At 62.7% G+C, this 20,491-nt stretch carries 19 protein-coding genes and 1 pseudogene; 18 read left to right on the top strand and 2 right to left on the bottom strand.

Translation table 11 applies throughout. The annotated features are described in order from the left end of the window. The first annotated feature begins 208 nt into the window (after positions 1-208). The 4 genes from BAUR9175_RS03645 (at position 209) to BAUR9175_RS03630 (ending at position 3,977) form a co-directional block, all read left to right on the top strand. Positions 209-1,225, top strand: coding sequence for a sensor histidine kinase (locus tag BAUR9175_RS03645; protein ID WP_096161803.1), 1,017 nt, complete (start codon positions 209-211; stop codon positions 1,223-1,225). Beyond that, the gene (locus tag BAUR9175_RS03640; RefSeq protein WP_069600899.1) at positions 1,222-1,917 is read left to right on the top strand and encodes a response regulator; all 696 of its coding nucleotides are present in this window, start codon (positions 1,222-1,224) and stop codon (positions 1,915-1,917) included. Before BAUR9175_RS03645 ends, BAUR9175_RS03640 begins: the two co-directional genes overlap by 4 nt. Beyond that, positions 1,914-2,291, top strand: coding sequence for a hypothetical protein (locus BAUR9175_RS03635; protein WP_069600898.1), 378 nt, complete (start codon positions 1,914-1,916; stop codon positions 2,289-2,291). Before BAUR9175_RS03640 ends, BAUR9175_RS03635 begins: the two co-directional genes overlap by 4 nt. A 69-nt stretch (positions 2,292-2,360) precedes the next feature. After that, positions 2,361-3,977, top strand: coding sequence for a PucR family transcriptional regulator (locus BAUR9175_RS03630; protein ID WP_069600897.1), 1,617 nt, complete (start codon positions 2,361-2,363; stop codon positions 3,975-3,977). Positions 3,978-4,217: 240 nt separating this feature from the next. On the opposite strand, the gene BAUR9175_RS19620 is transcribed toward BAUR9175_RS03630, so the two are convergent. Continuing rightward, on the bottom strand, positions 4,218-4,391 hold the full coding sequence (locus BAUR9175_RS19620; RefSeq protein WP_257944255.1) for a hypothetical protein: 174 nt from the start codon (positions 4,389-4,391) through the stop codon (positions 4,218-4,220). On the opposite strand from BAUR9175_RS19620, the pseudogene BAUR9175_RS19615 reads away from it, so the two are divergent. The 13 genes and pseudogenes from BAUR9175_RS19615 to BAUR9175_RS03570 all read left to right on the top strand — a co-directional run. Continuing rightward, positions 4,317-4,919, top strand: a pseudogene (locus BAUR9175_RS19615) (type III PLP-dependent enzyme domain-containing protein); the annotation flags it as partial. The gene BAUR9175_RS19620 and the pseudogene BAUR9175_RS19615 overlap by 75 nt on opposite strands. Positions 4,920-5,088: 169 nt before the next feature. After that, entirely contained in the window at positions 5,089-5,688 is a 600-nt protein-coding gene (locus tag BAUR9175_RS19610; protein ID WP_257944254.1) for a type III PLP-dependent enzyme domain-containing protein, read from the top strand. Between the two features lie 123 nt (positions 5,689-5,811). Further along, complete coding sequence (locus BAUR9175_RS03620) at positions 5,812-6,795, top strand: TAXI family TRAP transporter solute-binding subunit (protein ID WP_069600895.1); 984 nt, start codon at positions 5,812-5,814, stop codon at positions 6,793-6,795. Continuing rightward, on the top strand, positions 6,792-8,864 hold the full coding sequence (locus BAUR9175_RS03615; RefSeq protein ID WP_069600894.1) for a TRAP transporter permease: 2,073 nt from the start codon (positions 6,792-6,794) through the stop codon (positions 8,862-8,864). Before BAUR9175_RS03620 ends, BAUR9175_RS03615 begins: the two co-directional genes overlap by 4 nt. An 85-nt stretch (positions 8,865-8,949) precedes the next feature. After that, complete coding sequence (locus tag BAUR9175_RS03610; RefSeq protein ID WP_226825638.1) at positions 8,950-9,081, top strand: ABC transporter ATP-binding protein; 132 nt, start codon at positions 8,950-8,952, stop codon at positions 9,079-9,081. After that, complete coding sequence (locus BAUR9175_RS03605) at positions 9,074-10,204, top strand: S66 peptidase family protein (protein ID WP_096168197.1); 1,131 nt, start codon at positions 9,074-9,076, stop codon at positions 10,202-10,204. The genes BAUR9175_RS03610 and BAUR9175_RS03605 overlap by 8 nt, the downstream gene beginning before the upstream one ends. A 103-nt stretch (positions 10,205-10,307) precedes the next feature. Further along, complete coding sequence (locus BAUR9175_RS03600; protein ID WP_069601441.1) at positions 10,308-11,144, top strand: serine hydrolase; 837 nt, start codon at positions 10,308-10,310, stop codon at positions 11,142-11,144. Positions 11,145-11,225: 81 nt separating this feature from the next. Further along, positions 11,226-11,540: a DUF3870 domain-containing protein gene (locus BAUR9175_RS03595; RefSeq protein ID WP_069600892.1), complete on the top strand. Its 315-nt coding sequence runs from the start codon at positions 11,226-11,228 to the stop codon at positions 11,538-11,540. A 153-nt stretch (positions 11,541-11,693) separates the two neighbouring features. Further along, the gene (locus BAUR9175_RS03590; protein WP_009883668.1) at positions 11,694-12,845 is read left to right on the top strand and encodes a DUF819 family protein; all 1,152 of its coding nucleotides are present in this window, start codon (positions 11,694-11,696) and stop codon (positions 12,843-12,845) included. A gap of 79 nt (positions 12,846-12,924) precedes the next feature. Next, positions 12,925-13,980 (top strand): dipeptidase, encoded by a 1,056-nt coding sequence (locus BAUR9175_RS03585; protein ID WP_101582996.1) that lies wholly within the window; start codon positions 12,925-12,927, stop codon positions 13,978-13,980. Then, the gene (locus tag BAUR9175_RS03580; RefSeq protein WP_101582994.1) at positions 13,977-14,687 is read left to right on the top strand and encodes a type 1 glutamine amidotransferase; all 711 of its coding nucleotides are present in this window, start codon (positions 13,977-13,979) and stop codon (positions 14,685-14,687) included. The genes BAUR9175_RS03585 and BAUR9175_RS03580 overlap by 4 nt, the downstream gene beginning before the upstream one ends. Before the next feature lie 40 nt (positions 14,688-14,727). Further along, positions 14,728-16,158 (top strand): APC family permease, encoded by a 1,431-nt coding sequence (locus tag BAUR9175_RS03575; RefSeq protein WP_101582992.1) that lies wholly within the window; start codon positions 14,728-14,730, stop codon positions 16,156-16,158. 49 nt (positions 16,159-16,207) lie between these two features. Next, a complete protein-coding gene (locus BAUR9175_RS03570) occupies positions 16,208-16,603 on the top strand; it encodes a universal stress protein (RefSeq protein ID WP_096157565.1) in 396 nt (131 codons plus the stop codon). A 19-nt stretch (positions 16,604-16,622) separates the two neighbouring features. Here the strand turns inward: BAUR9175_RS03570 and BAUR9175_RS03565 are convergent, their stop codons facing one another. Continuing rightward, positions 16,623-17,597: an NAD(P)/FAD-dependent oxidoreductase gene (locus BAUR9175_RS03565; RefSeq protein ID WP_219618404.1), complete on the bottom strand. Its 975-nt coding sequence runs from the start codon at positions 17,595-17,597 to the stop codon at positions 16,623-16,625. Positions 17,598-18,098: 501 nt separating this feature from the next. On the opposite strand from BAUR9175_RS03565, the gene BAUR9175_RS19315 reads away from it, so the two are divergent. Further along, positions 18,099-20,435, top strand: a complete 2,337-nt coding sequence (locus BAUR9175_RS19315; protein ID WP_114384462.1) for a DUF222 domain-containing protein — start codon at positions 18,099-18,101, stop codon at positions 20,433-20,435. The last annotated feature ends 56 nt before the right edge of the window (positions 20,436-20,491 follow it).

Raw genomic sequence — 20,491 nt, 5'->3', positions numbered from 1 at the left:
TGAATCGGTGACGTGTTGGCCCGTGCAGTGCAGGCCGAGTGTGTCGAGGTGGCAGAACGTGGTGAGGTCAGGGGTGGAGAACGTAAGGTGGTGCACGTCGAGGTCTTTCGGATGGTTTGTGTAGGAACTTCCATCTTCGAAAGGCCTCGACCTATTTCTGTGTAGCGACGCGCACCGGTTCTACACCCTCAACTGCGAAGAGCCGAACATGTTCCCCGAGGCGCTCATCTTCGCCATTGCTGTATTGCTCAGCCACCGGCGTTGGGTCGGCTCTGCTGTCGGCACAGTGGGACTGGTCGCCTATCTCATCTCGTGCACCGAGCTGGCGGCCTACGACGGCGGCATTGCGGGGTTCATCGACTTCGGATATGGGTGGCTCACGTACTCACTGATCGGCCTGGCCGCCGGATTCGTCGAACTGAGGATCCAACGTGAGATCCAACGCCGGGAGCGCGCCGCCGTGGAACACCAGCAGGCGGTGGAGTCATTGCGTGCACGCTTCACCAGCGATATGCACGACACAATCTCGAACTCACTCGCAACAGAGGGCGCAATCATCAAGGCATTGGCCAGGGGGTCGCGGGATCTCGGCACAAACCGTCAGCTCGCCGAGCTCGCCCTGGTCAACACCGAGGCGTCGAAGCGCCTGCGTCAGCTCGTCACACAACTCAGTGACGGAGACGAGCGACAGATCAGGATTCGACTGCAGGCCGAGGCGAAAGCACTGGCCACGTCCATTGAGAACGGCTGCGCCGCCGGCGGTGTGTCGTTGACGCTCAATGTCGGCACCCTGCCCCGATTTGCCTCCCCGGTGCTAGGCGCACATTTCACCGCAATTATGCGGGAGCTGGCGACGAACGTCATCCGACACTCCCTGCCGGGAACCGAATCGAGTCTGACCGTGGACGTGGATCGTGGCGAACACGACTCGGCTGTCCTGCGATTCCGTACGGAGAATGAGGCTGCGACCTCGCTGACGCGTCCGCCTCGATCTCTCAGTCGGCGCGCTCAGGCCTTGGGCGGGTCTTGCACCACGGGATCGACTCACCAGGGGCGCGTCGTCGTCGAAGTCGTTCAGCCACTCAGGTTTCACGCCTCGGGTGACGGAGACGAGGTCGACGCAGTCTGTGCCCGCGACGATTTCACCGCGGCGGAGCCCTCCGCAGCGCCTCTCGAAACGAGTGCCGACCGTGACGAATCGGCGACGAAGAGCGAGAGGGTATGAGCGGCTCGGTCGGGTTAGAGAACGACAGCTCGCCAGCAGACGAGCGCATAGTCGTGCTCATCGTCGACGACGATTCGTGGACGACGAGAGCCGTGGCTGCAGCTCTTGTCGACGACGGAGGGTTCACAGTTCTAGAACCTCAGCACTCCGGTGAGGACGCAATCGAAGCGTTCGATCGTCATCGCCCGGATCTTGTCCTCATGGATGTCAACATGCATCCGGGTATGAGCGGAGTGGATGCGGCCAGGAAGATCATGTGTCTCAACCCGGAGGCGACGATCGTTGTGCTGACCACTGTTTCGCCCGGGCCGGGCATCACACGAGCTCTCGAGGCTGGAGCGATAGCGGCGGTGAACAAGTCCGCCACAGATGCCGAACTCGTTCGCGTCGCGCGAGCGGCAGTCGCTGGAGAGTCTCCGGCCCTGCTGCGTTCCTTGGCGGAGGACATCATGATCAGCGGCGATATCTCCGCGGACAGTCCGAGCACGGTGCCGACTCTGACTCCGAGCGAGAAGCTCCTGCTGCGTCAGATCTGTGAGGGGATGGACTACTCGGAGATCGCCGAACGACAAGTTGTCACCGTCTATACGGTGAAGTCCCACGCCAGGAATCTGCGGATCAAGCTGGATGCGAAGAATCTGGCGCAGCTCGTCATCCGTGCCATCCAACATAAGTTCTACGTTCCGGAATGACGGAGTTCATTCGAAAGGCACTGTGGGTTCTCATGTCCGTCGGCGTCGGTTGCTCAGTGTTGGTTCTCGTCGCTGTCCTCTTCATCCGGTCCGACCTCGCACAAGACGTCCTCTATGACAACCAAGATTCGCATGTCGACTGCGATGAAGTGCCCGCGCGGGGAGTCGTCGAGGACTCGCTTGCCGACTTTCCAACGTTCGATGATTCAGATGCCGTTGCTGTGGAACTGTGTTCCGGGGCGATCATCGAAGTGCAGTATGGAAGTCACGAGACGCGACAGAAAGTGGAAGCGTACCTGAGCAGGCACGGTGAGAACGATCCATCGACTGGTTGGCGGTGGCGTTCGATCCCCGTCCAATTGCGGAATGTCTGAAGCACAAACAAGTTCGGTAGTTGACGGGGTCACGAGGTGCGTGGGTGCGCCGTTGACTACAGTGGGTATATGAGTGAAACGAATGCCCTGCGCGTCTCCCGCCTGTTGCGAGAGACCGCGGGGTTTCTGCTTCCCCTGACCCAGACCGAAACCGACGTCGAAGTCACTCGCATCGAGTTCGACCTTGATCTCAGAGCCTCGGCCGGTGTTCTTGGTTCTCCGGCTGGACTCGCGGGGGCCGTTGTCCTCGTCACCGAAACTGTGGACGGTCCGGGCGGGCTCAACACGATTCGCGCGCGGTACTCGGGTGCCGCGGCACTCGTCGTTTCGCCGGGAACGCACGCCCACCTCGGCGAGGGGACAGACACGTCAGCGGCGCCCATTCTGCTGGAACGATCCACCGGCGTGACCTGGTCCGAGGTGCTGGTTCATCTGCGGCAGCTCAACGAGGGTGCCTCGAGTGCCCTGGCCTGGCCAGATGTCGATGATCTAAGTGCGCTGGCCGCGGTCATCGCGGAGATGACGGGTGCGTCGATCACGATCGAGGACCCGGCGTCGCGCGTGCTTGCGCACTCCAACCTCGGCGATGAGATCGATGACATTCGACGCGAGACCATCCTCTCCGGCGCAATCCCCGACTGGCGTATCGCCGAGCTCGAGGAATCCGGATTCCTCGACGTGGTGCGCCGTTCGACCGACGTGGTCGAGCGACCAGCTGCCGGGACCACTCCTGCCCGGTCGGTCATCGCCCTGCGCAGCGAAGGCGAGCTGCTCGGTACGATCTGGGCCGCCTACCCCGACGCGGTGGATCCGGCGTCCCTGCGCGAGGTACTCCGGGATGCCGCCCGAGCTGCAGTCCCGGTGATGCTGCGGACCCTGCGCCGGTCCCCGTTCGAGAAGCGCATCCGCCGCGAGGCCCTCGGCTCCATCCTCGGCGGCTCGCCGGACCTGGGCCCGGCCGCAACTTTGCTCGCGCTGCCCTTCTCCGGGCATTACGCAACCCTGGCCTTCGCCGAGGTGGCCCCCGACCGAGAGCCCGTGCTGAGGTTCCATCTGCGGGCCGCCTTCGCCGATGCCGTGCTCGCCCATGTGGGGACTCATGGTCACCTGGCGGTGCTCGTGCACATGAGTGAGGGCATGTCGGCGATTGAGATCAAGTCTCATGTCGTCTCGACGTTGCAGCGGTCCCTGCCTCCGAGCGAGCCGTTTCACTTCGGGGTGGGCACTGCGGTCGAACGCCTCGACCATGTGGCACGTTCGTGGACCGAAGCCGTGTACGTCGTCGACGCCCTGCTGGCCGGCGGTGCTTCCACGCCTGCGGGAAGCGGATCTGTCGACGCTCAGGACGTGGTGCGTGGGGCGACGGCCGAGGATGTTGCGGCCGAACTCGTGGGCCTCGAAGTCGCCGATGCTCTGCGCTCGGTGGGTCCTCGCATCACGGAGCCTGCCCGGCTGCTCGCAGCACACGATGCGAAGCTTCAGGGGCAGCTCCTCGAGACTCTTCGGGTGTACTTCGCAACAGTTGGAAACTCCGCCGAGGCGTCCCGACGTCTGCATGTGCACACGAATTCCCTGCGTCACCGTCTGTCACGGATCGAGGAGATCACGGGCCTGTCGACGGCGGATCGTGCGGGGCGGCTGTGGCTGGAGTTCGCTGTGCTCGTCTTCGACAGGGAAAGCCACTGATCCGGCACAGACCTGGCTGAGGGGCTCTACGTGTAGGCGGTTTCGAATCGCCATCGACGTCGGCTGTGTGGTTCTCACAAGGCAGTGAGGGAAAGTTTGGCAGATAATTGTTCGTTTGCCCTGGTCGCGGCGTTCTAGAGTGACAGCACATCACGAACGAAGGACGCTATGCACAGAAACCAGTCGGGGCCGGCGGTCCAGGCCAGCCGGGATCGGGTCATCAAGGCCGTGGCGAAGAGCTCAACCCGTGAAGGCGGTGTCGTAGGAACCGGTGCCGAGGCCAACGGTGTTGACGCTCCGTCGCCGATACTCGATGATGCGACTCCGGTGCTCGGACTCATCGACCTCGACCAGATCGCGGGCGCGTACGAGCACCTGGTTTCGGCATTCGCGGGGGACACCGAAGTCCTCCACGCCGTGGCCTGCAAAGCCGTGCCGCTGCGAGCCCTGTTGCGCTACTACGCAGATGTCGGCGCGGGATGCGAGGTCGCCAGTCCCGGCGAGCTCGACCTTGCCCTGGCCGCAGGCTTCGCACCTGAGAGCATCGTCTTCGACTCTCCGGCGAAGACCCTGTCCGAACTTACACGTGCAGTGTCGCTGGGTGTGTCGATGAACATCGACAACTATGCAGAACTCGAACGACTCGATGCGATTCTCGCAGCCGAGGCACCGCTCAATGCAGACGCGAACCGGGCAGGCACACCCTCCGCCGACGCGAACCGGGCGGATGAGCCCGGACCCGGGACCGCCTCGGCGAGGGTGGGGATCCGAATCAACCCACAGTCGGGCACGGGCACGATCGGTGCGCTGTCGACTGCCACACAGACATCGAAATTCGGCATCGGACTGGCCGACCCGGGAGCTCGCGAAACACTCATTGAGGCTTACCTGGCGCGTCCCTGGCTCAACCAGATCCACGTCCATTCGGGTTCCCAGGGCATCAGCCTCGACCAGGCCGCCGCAGGTGTCGAAGCGGTCGTCGAGCTGGCGCAGGAAATCAATGCGCGCGCCGCAGAACGTGAGGGAGGACCCTTCCGGGCGTCATCTCAGGCGGAGAACCGCAGCGACGACCGCCAGATCACCCGCATCGACATCGGCGGGGGGGCTGCCGGTGAACTTCGCCGGCGAGGACATCACCCCGACCTTCGCCGAATACCGGGCTGTGCTCGAAACGCAGGTCCCCGGCCTGTTCGACTTCGACATCATCACCGAATTCGGGCGCGCACTGCTGGCCAAGGCCGGCACCATCCTGACCCACGTCGAATATGCCAAGACCACCGGCGGCCGCCGCATCGCCATGACCCACGCCGGCGTCCAGGTCGCGACCCGCACGGCCTATGCCCCCACCGACTGGCCGCTGCGTATCCTCCCGTTCAACCCAGACGGCAGTCCCAAATCCGCCGAGGCGGTTCCCACCGATGTTGCCGGCCCCGCCTGCTTCGCCGGAGACCTCCTGGCCCGCGACCGAATGCTGCCGCGCCTTGACGCCGGCGACATCGTGGCCGTGCCCGACACCGGCGCCTACTACTTCTCCAATCCGTTCTCCTACAACCTGCTCCCGCGGGTGCCCGTGTTCGGGTACAGGGCCAAGCAGGAGGGAGTCGAGTTCTCCGTCATCCGCCGCGGTCAGAGCAGGGAAGAGATTCTCGCCGAGGCTGGCGAACCCGAGATCGCACCGTATCGTCCGGTTCAGAGCGAAGGAGACAGTTAACGATTCAGCAAACATTCAGTTTGAGAGCATGAATGATGACAACATCCGCATAGTCTCGGAGGGAAGCACCCGAGTGACCAGCACGGCAGCTGGTGACAGTACTTTGACGACGAAGAGGAAACGATGAATATCAGACGCATGACCGTAGCGGCCATCGCCGCTCTCGCACTCAGTCTCTCCGCCTGCGGGTCCGGCGGTGGTTCGGGTGATGGAGGTGAGACCACGAATGACCTCACCTTCGGAACCGGAGGCACCTCCGGAACCTACTATCCCCTCGGCGGCGAGCTCGCCACGATCTTCGAAGAGAATGTCGACGGCACGTCCGTCAACTATGTGGAGTCCGGAGCCTCGGCGGAGAACCTCGGCAAGATCTACCAGGGTGAGTGGCAGCTGGGCTTCACCCAGAGCGACACCGCGAACAACGCTGTCCAGGGTGAGCTCGAGGACCTCGACAGCACGAAGATCGACAATGTCGGGTGGATCGCCTCGCTCTACCCTGAAGCCGCACACATCATCGTGCGAGAAGATTCCGGGATCGAATCCGTTCAGGATCTCAAGGGCAAGAAGATCGCCGTCGGTGATGCCGGTTCCGGTACCCGCGCGATCTCGGACGCCGTACTCGACGCGGCGAACATCGGCGAGTCGGACTACACGCCGGAGATCACTGACTTCGGGGCCTCGACCGATATGCTCGCCGACAAGCAGATCGATGCGACGATCTTCGTCGTCGGCACCCCGGTGGCCGGACTGACGCAGCTGGCGGCGACGACCGACGTCAAACTCCTCGGCCTCGACGAGAAGACGACCTCGGCGATCGAAGAGAACAGTGGTGCCGAATCCTACGACATCCCTGCCGATGCCTACGACTTCCTCGAGGAGGACGTGCCCACGGTGTCCGTCTTCGCCTCCCTGGTGGCCTCCACGGATCAGGTCAGCGAGGACACCGCCTACGGAATGACCAAGGCGCTGTTCGAGCACAGCGATGAGATCACGCTGGATGTCGGGAAGTTGATCACCAAGGACTCCGCCATGCTGGGCATCGGCGATGTGCCGCTGCACCCCGGAGCCCAGAAGTACTACGACGAAGAAGGCATTGACCTGCCGTGAGTGATCACCCGACACCGCCCCGGCCATCTGACAACGCGGCCGGGGCGGTCGCCGAGCAGACCGCGGAAGCGAAGCAGGACTCCGCCGAGGTGCTGCGCAAAGTCGACACCTCGAGTCGATTCCGCACCGACCTCGGGTGGTGGGCGTGGGTGATCGGCGGTATCTCGATCGTCTTCACCCTCTACCACCTCTATGCGGCACTGGAGCGTCCGTTCAACACGTGGATGCACTCGTCCCTGCATCTTGCGGGGGCGACAGCCCTGATCTTCTTCCTCTACCCGGCCAGTAGGCGGCTGCTCGACGCGCCGGCCACTGGAAACCGGGTGGCCGATATCCTCATCGGCCGGGGCAAAGGGATCCCCTGGTACGACGTCCTGCTCGGATTGGCCGGACTCGGCTGCAATCTCTATGTGTTCTTCGACTACACGCGCCTGGTGAGCAACTCGGTGCAGATCCTCGGATACTCCGAACTCGACTTCTTCGTCGCCGTCCTGGGAGTGCTCCTCATTCTCGAAGCGACACGTCGATGCGTCGGCCTGCCGATCGTCATCATCGCCGGAGTCGCTCTGCTCTATGGTCTCTTCGGCAACTACCTGCCGGTGTTCAGGCATTCGGGGCTGAGCGTCGAAGACCTCGCCACAGGCATGTTCCTGTCCAGCGGCGGGGGCATATTCGGCACGCCGATCCAGGTGTCGGCAAATTTCATCTTCCTCTTCCTCTTCTTCGCGGTGATGCTCGTCCACACGAACATCGGACAGTTCTTCAACGACCTCGCCTTCCGGCTGACCGGACGGTACACCGGCGGCCCGGCAAAGGCGGCCGTGGTGGCCTCGGGTCTGCAGGGAATGGTCTCGGGCTCTTCGGTTGCGAACACGGTCGCCTCGGGATCGTTCACCATCCCGCTGATGAAGCGGGCCGGGTTCAAACCCCACTTCGCTGCCGCGACCGAGGCCACAGCATCGACCGGCGGGCAGCTCATGCCGCCGATCATGGGCGCAGCGGCATTCATCATGGCTCAGAATGTGCCCGACCTCGAATACAACGGGCTCATCGTCATCGCCATCATTCCCGCTCTCCTCTACTTCCTCGGAGCGTTCCTCTCCATCCACTTCGAGGCGAAGACCACCGGAATCCTGGGCATGGCGAAGAGCAGCCTGCCCAACGGCATCGAGCTGCTCAAACGCCTCGACCTGCTCCTGCCCCTCGTCGTCATCGTCCTCACTCTGCTGTCCGGCATGTCGCCGATCCGTGCGGCACTGTTCGGCATCGGCACAGGGTTCATCCTCAGCTTCCTGCGCAAGATCACCCGTCTCACTCCGCGGGGGTTCGTCGAGTTGCTCGTCTCGGGCGCACGAACGGCCCTGCCGGTCATCGCGGCCTGTGCGACAGCTGGGATCGTCGCCGGCACCGTCACGGTGACAGGACTCGGCGGTCAGCTGGGCAAGGGGCTCGTCGATCTCGCGGGAGGCAACTTCTTCGTCGTGCTGTTCATGGTGATGATCGCCTGCCTGGTGCTCGGCATGGGACTTCCGACTACGGCGAACTACGTCGTGACGGCCACCATCGCCGCGCCGATCCTGTATAACAACTTCGACGTTCCGCTCATCGCGGCACACATGTTCGTGTTCTTCTTCGGCATCCTCGCCGACATCACACCTCCTGTGTGTCTGGCGGCCTATGCCGGTGCGGGCATCGCGGCGGCCAATCCGATGCGCGCAGGTGTCACTGCACTGCGTATCGCCATCGCGGGCTTCCTCATCCCGTATGTCTTCATCCTGGAGCCGGCACTTCTGCTGCAGGGAACCGTGTCGGAGATGCTGATTGCCCTGGTCACACTGATTCTGGGCATGGTCGGAGTCTCAGCGGGTCTGGCCGGCTACTTCTTCGGTTCGGCTAACGTCGTCGAACGGCTGCTGCTCGTCGCCGGCGGCATAGCCTTGGTCTACCCGAACCTGTGGGTCTCGGCGGTGGGCCTGGGTGCGCTGGTCATCATCGCGGCCGAGCAGAAGCTGCGCAAGGCGACCACCTCCGATCAGATCGCGAAAGAACTCGTGGAGCAGAAGGCCTGAACCCCGAGGCCGCCCTAAGGCCGGGGCCGGGGTCGTCACCCACGACCTCGGCCTGGCCTGGAACATCGCCGACACCGTGGCCGTGATGAAGCAGGGCGAGATCGTCGAATACGACGACGTCGACACTGTCCTTGCGAATCCACGCCACGCCTACACGCAGGAACTCCTCGCCGCAGTTCCCCGAATGGGAAGTCAGAGTCTGGTCAATAATGGATAGCCCATACCTCGACACAGCGCCGCTGCAGGTCGGCGACACCGTTCGTCTCATCGCGCCCTCGGGACCGACGGACGAGGAGTCCCTGCAGCGGGCGATCGCACAGCTCGAATCCTGGGGGCTGAAGGTGGTGGTCGGCGACAACGTCCGCGCTCGCCACCCGCGCGTGAAGTACCTGGCGGGAACCGACGAACAGCGCCGACGCGACCTCGTCGAGGCCTGGTGCGATCCGGACACCTCGGCGGTCATCGCGCTGCGCGGCGGATTCGGGGCGATGCGCCTCCTCGACGGAATCGACTTCGATCTCATGCGCGCCCATGCCCTGCGCGCCGACGGGCGGCCCAAGCTGCTCACCGGCTCCTCGGACATCACAGCGCTGCACCAGGCATGGGACCACCATCTGTCGGTGGCGACGCTGTTCTGCCCGATGGTCGGCAACGACCCATTCAAGAACTCGAGAGTTGTCCCCGCGGAGGTGGCCGGCTGGCTGTTCGAACCCTGGGGCGGCCGCGAACTGGGGTTCCCGGCCGAATCCGCGCACCCCACAAGCTCCAGCCTTCCCAGAGCTGCGAGCGGCGCTGCTGCGAGCGATGGGCTTGAGTGGTCGAAATGGTCCGAAGATTCGCCCGGCGACCGGACCAAAACGACCACTCAAGCCGCGCAGCAGGATGCTGAATCCGGCCCGCTCAGCCGGGCGCGGACTCTGGTGCCGGGGATGGCGAAGGGCCGCCTCGGCGGGGGAAATCTCAGTCTGGTGGCGGCCGGGATCGGGAGTCCGGAGCTGGCCGGAGTGCGGGAGGCCCGTGAGCGATACGGACCTTCGATCCTGCTGCTCGAGGACGTCGATGAGGAGCTCTACCGCCTCGACAATCTGCTCCTGCAACTGGTCCGCGGCGGCTGGTTCGACTCAGCGGACGCTGTGGTGCTGGGGTCCTGGCAGGACTGCGCCGAGATCGCCGAGGTGGAGGAGCTGTTCATGGACTACCTCGGCGAGGCGGGCATCCCGGTCGTGAGTGAGATGGGCTTCGGCCACGATCCCGATGCGCCGAGCACTCCGCTGGGAGTGGCCGTCACGCTCGAGGCTCCGGCCCAGGGCAGACCCCGGATGTGGGTGGACGGAGCGTGAGCGGGCGACGAGGCGTGAGCTGGTGGACGGAGCGTGAGTGGGCTGTGACGCTTGGAACGGTCGAAGAAGGAGAGGAATTCCTACGATGATTGAGGATACGAACATGAGCGACGTGTCGAACACCTGCGAGGTGTCGAATGCGGGCGAGGTGGACTTCGAACGACTGCCGGGGGTGCGATTCAGCGCACTGGCCCACGACATCGACAGCGGCGAACGCGTATTCGCGCACAATGAGAATGAGGAGCTCGACACCGCCAGCATGGGCAAGGTGTTCCTCCTGCACACGGCGCTGCAGATGCACGTGGGCGGCACCCTCAATCTGCAGGAGCGACTCTCACGGCGGCCCTCGGAACGGGTCGACGAATCCGGCATCTGGTACCTCATGGAGCAAAATGACCTGAGCATCTACGACGTGGCCGTGCTCGTCGGAGCCTTCAGCGACAACTTCGCGACGAATGTGCTCATCCGCCGAGTCGGGCTTGAGAACGTTGCTCGCCAGGTCGAGGACCTGGGGTATCGGAACTCTGGCCTGCATGACTTCCTTCGCTGGCCCCGTCCGGCGAAGGCGCCGCGCACCCTGTCGACGGGCACCGCTGCCGAGATCAGCAATTTTATGGCCCGGCACGCGAAGGACGAGTTCTGGGACGAGTCGACGAACGAGATCTTCCGCCGCTGGTTGGGAGCCGGCGCGGACACCTCGATGGTCGCCTCGGCGTTCGATCTCGATCCTCTCGCTCACTACAACTACCAACGTGACGTGTGGGTCTGGAACAAGACAGGCACGAACGGGACGATCAGGGCCGACGCCGGGATCGCGATGACGCCCACTCGCCGCGTCGCCTATGCGGTGTTTGCGAACTGGGAACCCGGCACAGACCGCGTCGTCGACGTCATGCCCATCATGCGCGAAGCCGGGGAGGTGATTCACCGATTCCTCTGAGGATTCGGACACCGATCGGCATTCAATCGGCTCAAGAATACGCACATCCACACGCCGTTCCTCGAGTATGGTTGATGTCCTATGACTTCCTCGATCTACCTCACCGGTGAAGCGAAGGCGCCATCGAACAACCCGATCATGGCACAGTACGGGTTGTTCTACATCGCCTTCGAGATCGAGGCAGACACCCACCGAGTCCTCGATGTCGACTGCTCGGCGACGTTGGCACTGACAAGGAAGTTCATCAGGAGCCTGTTCATCGACGCAGACATCACGGACACCGGTCGACTCACGGAGTCGATCACAGCCAGATACCACGGGTCCTCCCAGAAGGCGCTCATCGTCGCGGTGAACAACGCGGCGAAGAAGTACCACGAGCTCCCAACCTCTAGCTGAGACGACTCCTCGACCACCAAGATTGCCCGGGTCCCCACCGGACCGGATCCAATCGACAACCACACATGGCTTCGCCGCGCACTGCGCCTGCACCTCGAGGAAATGACCGAGGGCAGCGCGACGCGGTCCAATTCACCTGAAGGAGTGTCGTTTGTGATCACGAACGGTTTTCTATTCATCAGCCTGCTGCTGGCGATTTCGGCGGTTCTCGTCGTCGCCGGCCACAGCGGGAAGTTCAGAGTATTCAAGTATGTCCCCGGGTTCGTCTTCCTCTACATCGTGGCGGCCCTGCTCAACACCGTCGGCCTGTTCGACCACGACTCGATCGACGGCGTCGGCGACGGGCTGCAGGATGCGCTGCTGCCGGCGATGATCCTGCTTCTGCTGTTCAAATGCGATGTCCGGCAGATCATCCGGCTCGGGCCGAAGCTGCTGCTGACCTTCGTGGTCACGGCCGCGAGCATCATGCTCGGCTTCATCGTCGCCTACCTGATCGTGCACTCGGCGCTGGCCCCCGAATCCTGGAAGGCCCTCGGCGCTCTCAATGCTTCATGGACCGGCGGCTCGGCGAACATGGTCGCGGTCCAGGACATCCTCGAAGCACCGGAGGACGTCTTCGGCTATGTGCTCATCGTCGACACCGTCCTCTACTCCTTCTGGCTGCTCCTCATCTTCTCTTCGGTCGCGGTCTCCGATAAGTTCAACAGATGGACGAAGGCAGACACCTCGAAGTTCGACTTCGGCGGTCGAGTCACCGGCGAGGAGGAGAAGCCGATGACCCTGTCCTCGATCATCGGTCTTCTGGGTTTCGCCCTGCTCGTCTCCGCTCTGGCCGCCAAAGCGGGCGAGATGCTGCCGGAAGTGGGCACGGTGATCAACGCCTCGGCTTGGACGATCCTCATCGTGAGCATCCTCGGCCTGGTCATCGGGTCGACGCGGTGGGGGCGGGCCGCAGGCTCGAGCCAGCTCGCGACCATCATGCTCTACCTCATCATCGGCATCATCGCTTCCGGATCCGACTTCACCTCCCTGGCCGAAGCCCCGATCTACCTGGTCGCCGGAGTGATCGTGCTCCTCGTCCACATCGTCATCATGCTTGTCTATGCGAAGCTGACGAAGACCGAGCTGTTCAGCATCGCTGTGGCCAGCACTGCGAACATCGGGGGAATCGCCTCGGCGCCGGTGGTCGCGGGTGCCTTCAACCGTGCGCTGGTGCCGGTGGGCGTGCTCTTCGCGCTCATCGGAACGTTCTCTGGAACCTTCCTGGGGCTGTTGGGCGCGCAGATGATGTCGGGGATCGGCTGATGAGCGTGATCCGGCACCTGAGACCGCACAGTTTTCCACCCAACCCACCGACGATCATCCGAACTGAAGGAGCACACTCATGACATACGACGTCTTCGACGGACACAACGACCTCGCCTGGTACCTGCGGGAGGAACGCGACTACAGCACAGAGGGTCTCAACGACCCGAGCGTCTCGCCCTTCACCACGATGGATCAGCTGCGCGCCGGGCATGTCGCCGCGCAGTACTGGTCGGTCTACGTCCACTCCTCGATCACCGGCGCCGAGGCGATCAAGGCCACCTGGGAACAGATCGACGCCGTGCAGCGCGTCGTCACGAGTTATCCCGAACGGCTCCAGTTCGCCCGCACCGCCGCCGAGGTGGTCGCCGCCCGAGACGCCGGAAAGGTGGCCTCGCTCATGGGCGTCGAAGGAGGCCAGCAGATCGACGAATCACTGGCCGTGCTCCGCTCCTATGCGCGCGCCGGATCCCGCTACATGACCCTGACCTGGTCGACGACACACTCCTGGGCAGACTCCGCGACGGATGAACCGCAGCACGGGGGCCTCAGCGAATTCGGCCGCGAGGTCGTGGCGGAGATGAACCGGATCGGCATGATCGTCGACCTCTCCCACGTCGCACCCAGCGTCATGCACCAGTCCCTGGACATCTCAACCCTCCCGGTGATCTTCAGCCACTCCTGCGCCTTCGGGCTCAACCCGCATCCGCGCAACATCCCCGACGACGTCCTCGACCGAGTGCCCGGAAACGGGGGAGTGGCGATGATGACTTTCGTTCCCTCCTTCGTCTCGAACGCACGTCGCGAATGGGTGGACGCCGGAGAGCACGGCACCGCCCCCGAGGTGAGTGTTGCCGATGTCGCCGATCACTGCGATTACGTACGTGAGCGGATCGGAATCGACCACATCGGCCTCGGCGGAGACATGTGCGGTGTCGATGAGCTGCCGCAGGGTCTCGGCGATGCTGGTCAATACCCGAACCTGTTCGCGGAACTGAGTGGGCGAGGCTGGTCGGAGTCGGACCTGCGCAAGCTCGGCTTCGACAATGCAATGCGGGTCCTCGAAGCCCACGAAGATGCGTATACGACGTTCTTGGGGACGTCGGCGGCAACCTCGGCGGGGCAGCCATCATGACTCGGGTCCTCGTCATCGTCAATCACATCGAATCCCAGCCCGGGCTGCTCACGCAGTGGATGATCAGCGAGAACATCGAGTTCGACCTGCGCATCGGCGGGGTGTCCCGACTTCCAGAGCCGAGCGCGCTGAGTGACTATGACGGACTCATCATGCTCGGCGGTGGGTACATGCCCGATGAGACCGATCGCGCGCCGTGGCTGGACGCCGAGGCGCGACTGTCACGGCATGCGTTGGAAACGGACCTGCCGCAGTTCGGCATCTGCCTGGGCGGGCAGCTCATCGCACACGTCATCGGCGGCGATGTGCGGGCACGGACCGGCGCGCCCGAGAAGGGGTACACCTGGATCGATATGACCGAGGACGCGAGCCAGGACCCAGTGTTCTCCGCGATCGGGAGGTCTGCTTCCTTCGTTGAGAGCCACGTCGACCGGATCGTCGATCTGCCGCCGGAAGCAACCCTGTTGGCGACCAGCACCGCCTGCCGGTTTCAGGCGTTTCGGTTCGACAATGCGTGGGGCACACAGTTCCATCCGGAATCGTCGGGACAGAACATTCGCAAATGGGACGCGCAAAAACTGCAAGAATTGGGTTTTAATAAGGAGACCCTGTTGGAACAGGCAGAGGAACGCAGCGAGGACAGTCAGCGGGACGCGAAGGCGCTCCTGACGGCATTCTTCGACGTGGTCCGCAACCGAGACACGTGATCGCGAGGCGGCGATTGCGGGCGAACACGGAGGCACCATCGTGAGTCACAGCGAGAACACAACCAAGACAGGCCCGGGGGCAGAGCAGCAGCCGGAGACCCTGAAGCGGGTCATGGGCCCCAAGCTTCTGCTTCTCTTCATCGTCGGCGACATCCTCGGCACGGGTGTCTACGCGCTGACGGGGAAGGTGGCCGGTCAGGTAGGAGGCGCCGGCTGGGTACCGGTCATCCTCGCCTTCAGCATCGCCGCGATCACGGCATTCTCCTACATGGAGCTCGTCACCAAGTACCCGCACGCCGCTGGTGCCGCGCTCTACACGCACAAGGCATTCGGGGTTCACTTCGTCACCTTCCTCGTCGCCTTCGCCGTCCTCAGCTCCGGAATCACCTCGGCGTCAACTGCGTCGACGGTGTTTGCGGAGAACACGGCTGCCGGCTTCGGCTGGGACCTCCCTGTCACGGCCACGATGTGGATCGCAGTCGGGTTCCTCGCGCTTGTCGCGGCGATCAACCTCCGCGGAGTGAGTGAGAGCGTGTGGTTCAACGTGGTCCTGACCACGATCGAGCTCACCGGCCTGCTGTTGGTCATTCTCGTCGGGTTCTTCGCCCTCGGTTCGGGCAGCGCCGACTTCTCACGGGTGATGATCTTCGAGACCGCCGACGACAAGAGCATCTTCCTGGCGGTCACCGCGGCCACCTCGCTGGCGTTCTTCTCGATGGTCGGATTCGAAGACTCTGTGAACATGGTCGAGGAGACCAAGGACCCACAGGTCTTCCCGAAGATCATGCTCAGTGGTCTGACGATCACCGGCATCATCTACGTGCTGGTGTCGATCGTGGCCGTCGCCGCCGTACCTATCGGTGTGCTCAAGGAGAGCAAGACGCCGTTGCTCGAAGTCTTCGAAGCCGGTGCTCCGGGCCTGCCGATCGACGAGATCTTCCCGTTCCTGACCATGTTCGCGGTCGCGAACACGGCACTGATCAACATGCTCATGGCCAGCCGCCTGCTGTACGGGATGTCGAAGCAGAACGTGCTGCCACCGGTGTTCGCCAAGGTTCTCAAGGGGCGCCGCTCGCCCTGGGTGTCGATCCTCTTCACCACCCTCATCGCCTTCGTTCTCATCATCGCCGTCTCCACCTTCCTGCCGGAGACCGTGATCGCCTCCCTGGGCGGAACCACGTCGCTGCTGCTTCTGGCCGTCTTCGCAGTCGTCAATTGCGCGGTCCTCGTGCTGCGCAAGAAGACCGTCGAGCACAAGCACTTCCGCGCCCCCACCTTCCTGCCGTGGCTGGGCGTCTTCACCTGCTTGTTCCTCGTCGGGCCGTGGGCCCGACTCGATGACCTCATCCAGTACCAGATCGCGGTGGCGCTGATCGGCATCGGCGTCGTCCTGTGGGCGGTCACCTGGTTCTGGAACCGGTCAGTCAAGGGTGCGAGCACCAAGTTCCGCAATCCCGAGGAGCTCACATGATCGCGGGATGCTCCAAGATTCAGTCAGTCTCAACAAGTGAAGGTGAAAAATGACCATCATCGTGGGATACGTCAACAATCCAGCAGGCCATGCCGCACTCGACAAGGGGATCTCAGAGGCGAAGAAGGACGGCCTGGAACTGGTCGTCGTCAACGCTTCCCGATCATCAGATCGCAGCGATGCCTACCGCCTCGGCGAGGGTGAAATCAGGTCGGTCCAGGACTATCTGTCGCGCTCCGATGTGCAGGGACGAGTGCTGACGCGGGGCAGTGAGTACGATCCCGCGGAACAGATTCTCGATGCTGCCGCCGAGGTGGGGGCTGAGCTGATCGTGCTCGGGACCAGAAAGCGGACCCCAGTTGGGAAATTCCTCCTGGGATCAACGATCCAACGAGTCATCCTCGAAGCCGTGTGCCCCGTCCTCTGTGTAAAGGCTAGTCGCTGAACGCGTCATGATGGTGGTCTCATGAGGGGACTGAACTCATGATGAACTCGGCGTTGATCTGCGCACCGACCAGGACACCGCTGGTCGCGCTCGCCACCACCATGGCCGAGATGTCGGCGCTGTTTCCCACCGCCCAGACGCCGGGCACATCGGTGGCTCCGGTCGCCTCGGCGGGAATGGATGAGCCCATGCCCGACGGATGGTCGGCGACGGTTCCGCCGAGCTGTTCGTAGATTTCGCTGTTCGCGCGGAAGTAGGGGCCTACGGCTAACGCCCCGACGGTCATGGTCTCGTTCTCTGCAGTCGCCCCAGCCTCATTGCCTCGCGGTGCGGCGCTCGAGGTGTGGCTGCGTAGCGTGACGTCGGTTCCGCTGTCGGTGCGTACTACCGCTTCGACGGCCGCATCGACGTAGGTGATGCCGAGCGATTCGAGCATTCTCGTCTGTGCCTCATCGGGTTCCGGAGCATCGTGGCGTATGAAGGTGACGCGGTCGCTGAGCTGGGAGAACAGCATGGCCTGGTGATAGGACATGGCGGTTGTGCCGATGACGCCGATACGCTCCCCACGCACCTCATAGCCGTGGCAATAGGGGCAGTGAATGACGGTTTCGCCCCACCCGTCCGAGAGCCCGGGGATATCGGGAAGCACATCGGTGAGGCCGGTCGCGATGACGACTCGCTTCGCCTCGATGGAGACACCGAACGAAGTCTCGAGGATGAAGCCCACTGCCTCGGATTCCTGGGGCACTTGCTGCGTGTGCTCAGCACTGACGACTGTGGCGTCGACGAACCGGACGCCATATTCCTCAGCCTCTCGACGTCCCTTGGCCACGAGCTCGAGGGGATTGATTCCTTCTTGGCCGAGGACGTTGTGCGCGTGCGCGCTCGGCGCATTGCGTGGCGAGCCTGCGTCGATGACGACGACACTGCGCAATGACCGAGCCAAAACGATCGACGCGGCCAGACCACCGGCGCCACCACCGATCTCGGCCACTTCGGCGATGAGAGTATTCGGGTCCTGACGGTCATGGGGATTCTGTTGGACTTGTGGGTGCTGTTGATTCTGGGGGGCCCTTTAGATTCTGGAGGTGCTGTTGGTTTTGGGGAGTATCAGTGACGAGAGGGTCTGACATGGCGGTCCTTCTGCTGTGGGGCAAGGATTCGGGTACCTCAGAAGTCTGATCTGAAGTGCGTCAGTGGCGCAAGCAATTTTGCCGGATTGGCAAAATAGGACCGATCGCTGCCTCTGAACTAGAGCGTGGTGCAGGGTGAATGCGCCGAGGTGTGGGGTTGTTCCGCTGAGCGACACAGGAAACGACGAGTGGCCTGAACTGGGCCGATTCGATATCTGATGAGATTTAAAGTTAGAACTAGATCGAACATCGAAATAAAAAGCTTTAAAAAATAGAACAAAACTATAGACACTATGCTAATGATGCGCGTAAAATTGGAATCAAGCGGACAACAAGGCAGTTGACGAACGGATTTCGAGATCATGACTCTCACCCCCGACCGCAAGCGCGATAAGCAGAACAGGCGTGACGACCCCGCCTCATCTGCTGCGCGCGTTGGCGAGAGCACGGCCGAAGAGAACACCGCTGAAGAGAGCCACGAGACTCGCACGTATCGAGAACTTCTGCGCGAAGCAGGTTTTGACCTCGATGGTCACCCACTGGCTGATCGCTTCGACGAAGTGGCCACTCCACCCCCAGATGATTTCGAGTTTGCCGATGCCGAGCATCCACTCGAATCCTCCGAGCCGACAGAGAACGACACACTCACAGAACCCGCCGCGCCTGACGAGCCCGGTGCATCCGCGGACTCCACGGAGTCAGTTGAGCCCGGTGCTCCCACCAGCGCTGTCGAGTCATCAGAGGATGAGCTGCGGGAGCGTTGGGTTGGTCGGAACCCGTGGCAGGCGAGTGCTGATGATCCGGATGCGAGAGCCGAACTCAAAAGGCGTGCGGCAGAGATCGACGCCGAAAAAGAAGCGTGGATGCACAGGAAGGACGAGGGGGCCGAGCGCAGTGACGGCGAAGGCGGAACAGGCACCAGCGAAGACGACGACTGGGCAACATCCCTGGATGGCGAAGAAACCCACGGTGAGCCAAAACCTCAGGACGTCCGAGACAGTACAGGACAAGCCGGTGCCATCGGCACCGAGAGTGTGCACGCATCCGAGACTGGTCTCGAATCGGAGCATCCTCTACTAGACGAGCACGCCTGGACGGACTTGGCGCGCATCGCTCCCGAAGTCGTCAACAGCATCCAAGATCTTCAAACACTCGTCGGCGATCTCCACTCGTGCAACCGCCCTTTAGGCCCCGGCGAAGCGATCACAGTGATGGACGGGCTGGAGACAGTTAACCGACTGGTCGAATCACTCTCAGTCGTGACACTTTCCGTGTTCGAGCGAGTGGGAACTCCTCGAGACTACGGTGCAAAGACGACGAAGGCGCTGGTCCAGAATCGTCTCAACCTCTCAGAACGAGAGGCCTACCGGAGATCCGAGTTGGCAGAAAAACTGGGAGACCAGGTCAGTTTCAGCGGCGATCCGATCGCACCGGTGTTTCCCATAGTTTCTGAAGCACTGCAGAAGGGGTTGCTTTCAGCGACCCAGGCCAGCGCGATCATCGGGTGCCTGAGGCACCTTCCGCTTCGGATCAGTCAGGAAGACCGTCTGGAAGCGGAACGAATCTTGGTCGAAAAGGCGCCCTCGGTGCGTGTGAAGGACATACAGCAGCTATTCAACGAGATTCTCGGATGGCTCGACCCCGATGGTGAACTGCCTGACGAAGCGCCGAAACGTGATGACTTCTCAGTCAGCCTGCGTCAGCGAAAAGACGGAACTTGGGCCCTCAAAGGAGTCCTGGATCCAGTCACTGGCGGAATCATGAGCGGACACCTCACCTCGCGCATCAAAGTCGACGGCGAAGCGACCTCAGCAACGGCTCAGCAGAGCGAAGCTGGCACAGGTGCGGACGCGGATACGGACGCAGCCGCAGCGGACGCCACTTCCGCAGCGGATGCCATCTCGGCGGCAGATCAGGAAGTGGTCGACGTATACGCGCAAGTGCTGCACGGTGATCGTGCGGACGCGCTTGACCCTTCTCTGGAATTCGGTTTCGACAACCAAACCGCTGACGGGCTGGGAGAGTCAGAGAGAGCAGGCGGCGCCGGGTTCGGTGACGTACCGCGTGGATATGGCGTGAGAGAAGACGGCTCCACTGTGGCGATGGCCGGCCGACAGCCGAGCGTGAAGAACAGGATCTACGAACGATTCGCGACAATGATCGGCCGAATCGAAATGAAACGAGTGATGGCGGGTGCGCCCTTCGCGCTCGTGGTCACAGCGAAAGCCGAGGACCTCGCAAAGCAGTCCGGTCGCGCAGCCACCGACGCAGAAGCACCCTTTCCGATGCAGACGGCCTCCTATGAAGGGCTGAACGGTTCGGTGTTCTTCCACCTCATGAGTGAGAAGACGAAGAGCATGGAACTTGCGACAGAACGACGATTCGCCACCTCGAAGCAGTTGGCAATCATTTCCAGCAGAGACCAGGGCTGTACATTTCCCGGTTGCGACACTCCACCTGGGTGGTGCGACGCTCACCATATAGTTCCGTGGTCGCAAGAGGGTAAGACCGATGTCAATAATCTGACACTGGCATGCGGGTCGCACCACCATCTGATCGACGAATCGGACTGGCACACCATAATGCTGAAGGACGGACGCCCTGCATGGGTGCCACCAGCATCGATTGATCCAGCCAGAACCCCGATTCTGCACGCACGGTTCATCGCGAAAGAGATCACAGATACTCTCTTCGATTAGTGCGGTTTGCTTGATGCAGGGGAGCGGTGTGCCGTAGGTCCTGCGGGCAAAGCGGA

This window comes from Brevibacterium aurantiacum (assembly GCF_900169065.1).
Taxonomy (GTDB): Bacteria; Actinomycetota; Actinomycetes; order Actinomycetales; family Brevibacteriaceae; genus Brevibacterium; species Brevibacterium aurantiacum.
Note: the sequence above shows the minus strand (reverse complement) of the source record. Positions and strands in the feature narration are given on the sequence as shown.

Excerpts from the sequence above, each read along its gene's own strand:
- BAUR9175_RS03605 (WP_096168197.1), top strand. The coding sequence starts at position 9,074 with ATGGATAGCCCATACCTCGACACAGCGCCGCTGCAGGTCGGCGACACC.
- BAUR9175_RS03610 (WP_226825638.1), top strand. The coding sequence starts at position 8,950 with ATGAAGCAGGGCGAGATCGTCGAATACGACGACGTCGACACTGTCCTT.
- BAUR9175_RS03580 (WP_101582994.1), top strand. The coding sequence starts at position 13,977 with ATGACTCGGGTCCTCGTCATCGTCAATCACATCGAATCCCAGCCCGGG.
- BAUR9175_RS19315 (WP_114384462.1), top strand. The coding sequence starts at position 18,099 with ATGACTCTCACCCCCGACCGCAAGCGCGATAAGCAGAACAGGCGTGAC.
- BAUR9175_RS03600 (WP_069601441.1), top strand. The coding sequence starts at position 10,308 with ATGAGCGACGTGTCGAACACCTGCGAGGTGTCGAATGCGGGCGAGGTG.
- BAUR9175_RS03585 (WP_101582996.1), top strand. The coding sequence starts at position 12,925 with ATGACATACGACGTCTTCGACGGACACAACGACCTCGCCTGGTACCTG.
- BAUR9175_RS03595 (WP_069600892.1), top strand. The coding sequence starts at position 11,226 with ATGACTTCCTCGATCTACCTCACCGGTGAAGCGAAGGCGCCATCGAAC.
- BAUR9175_RS03630 (WP_069600897.1), top strand. The coding sequence starts at position 2,361 with ATGAGTGAAACGAATGCCCTGCGCGTCTCCCGCCTGTTGCGAGAGACC.
- BAUR9175_RS03635 (WP_069600898.1), top strand. The coding sequence starts at position 1,914 with ATGACGGAGTTCATTCGAAAGGCACTGTGGGTTCTCATGTCCGTCGGC.
- BAUR9175_RS03570 (WP_096157565.1), top strand. The coding sequence starts at position 16,208 with ATGACCATCATCGTGGGATACGTCAACAATCCAGCAGGCCATGCCGCA.
- BAUR9175_RS03645 (WP_096161803.1), top strand. The coding sequence starts at position 209 with ATGTTCCCCGAGGCGCTCATCTTCGCCATTGCTGTATTGCTCAGCCAC.
- BAUR9175_RS03640 (WP_069600899.1), top strand. The coding sequence starts at position 1,222 with ATGAGCGGCTCGGTCGGGTTAGAGAACGACAGCTCGCCAGCAGACGAG.
- BAUR9175_RS03620 (WP_069600895.1), top strand. The coding sequence starts at position 5,812 with ATGAATATCAGACGCATGACCGTAGCGGCCATCGCCGCTCTCGCACTC.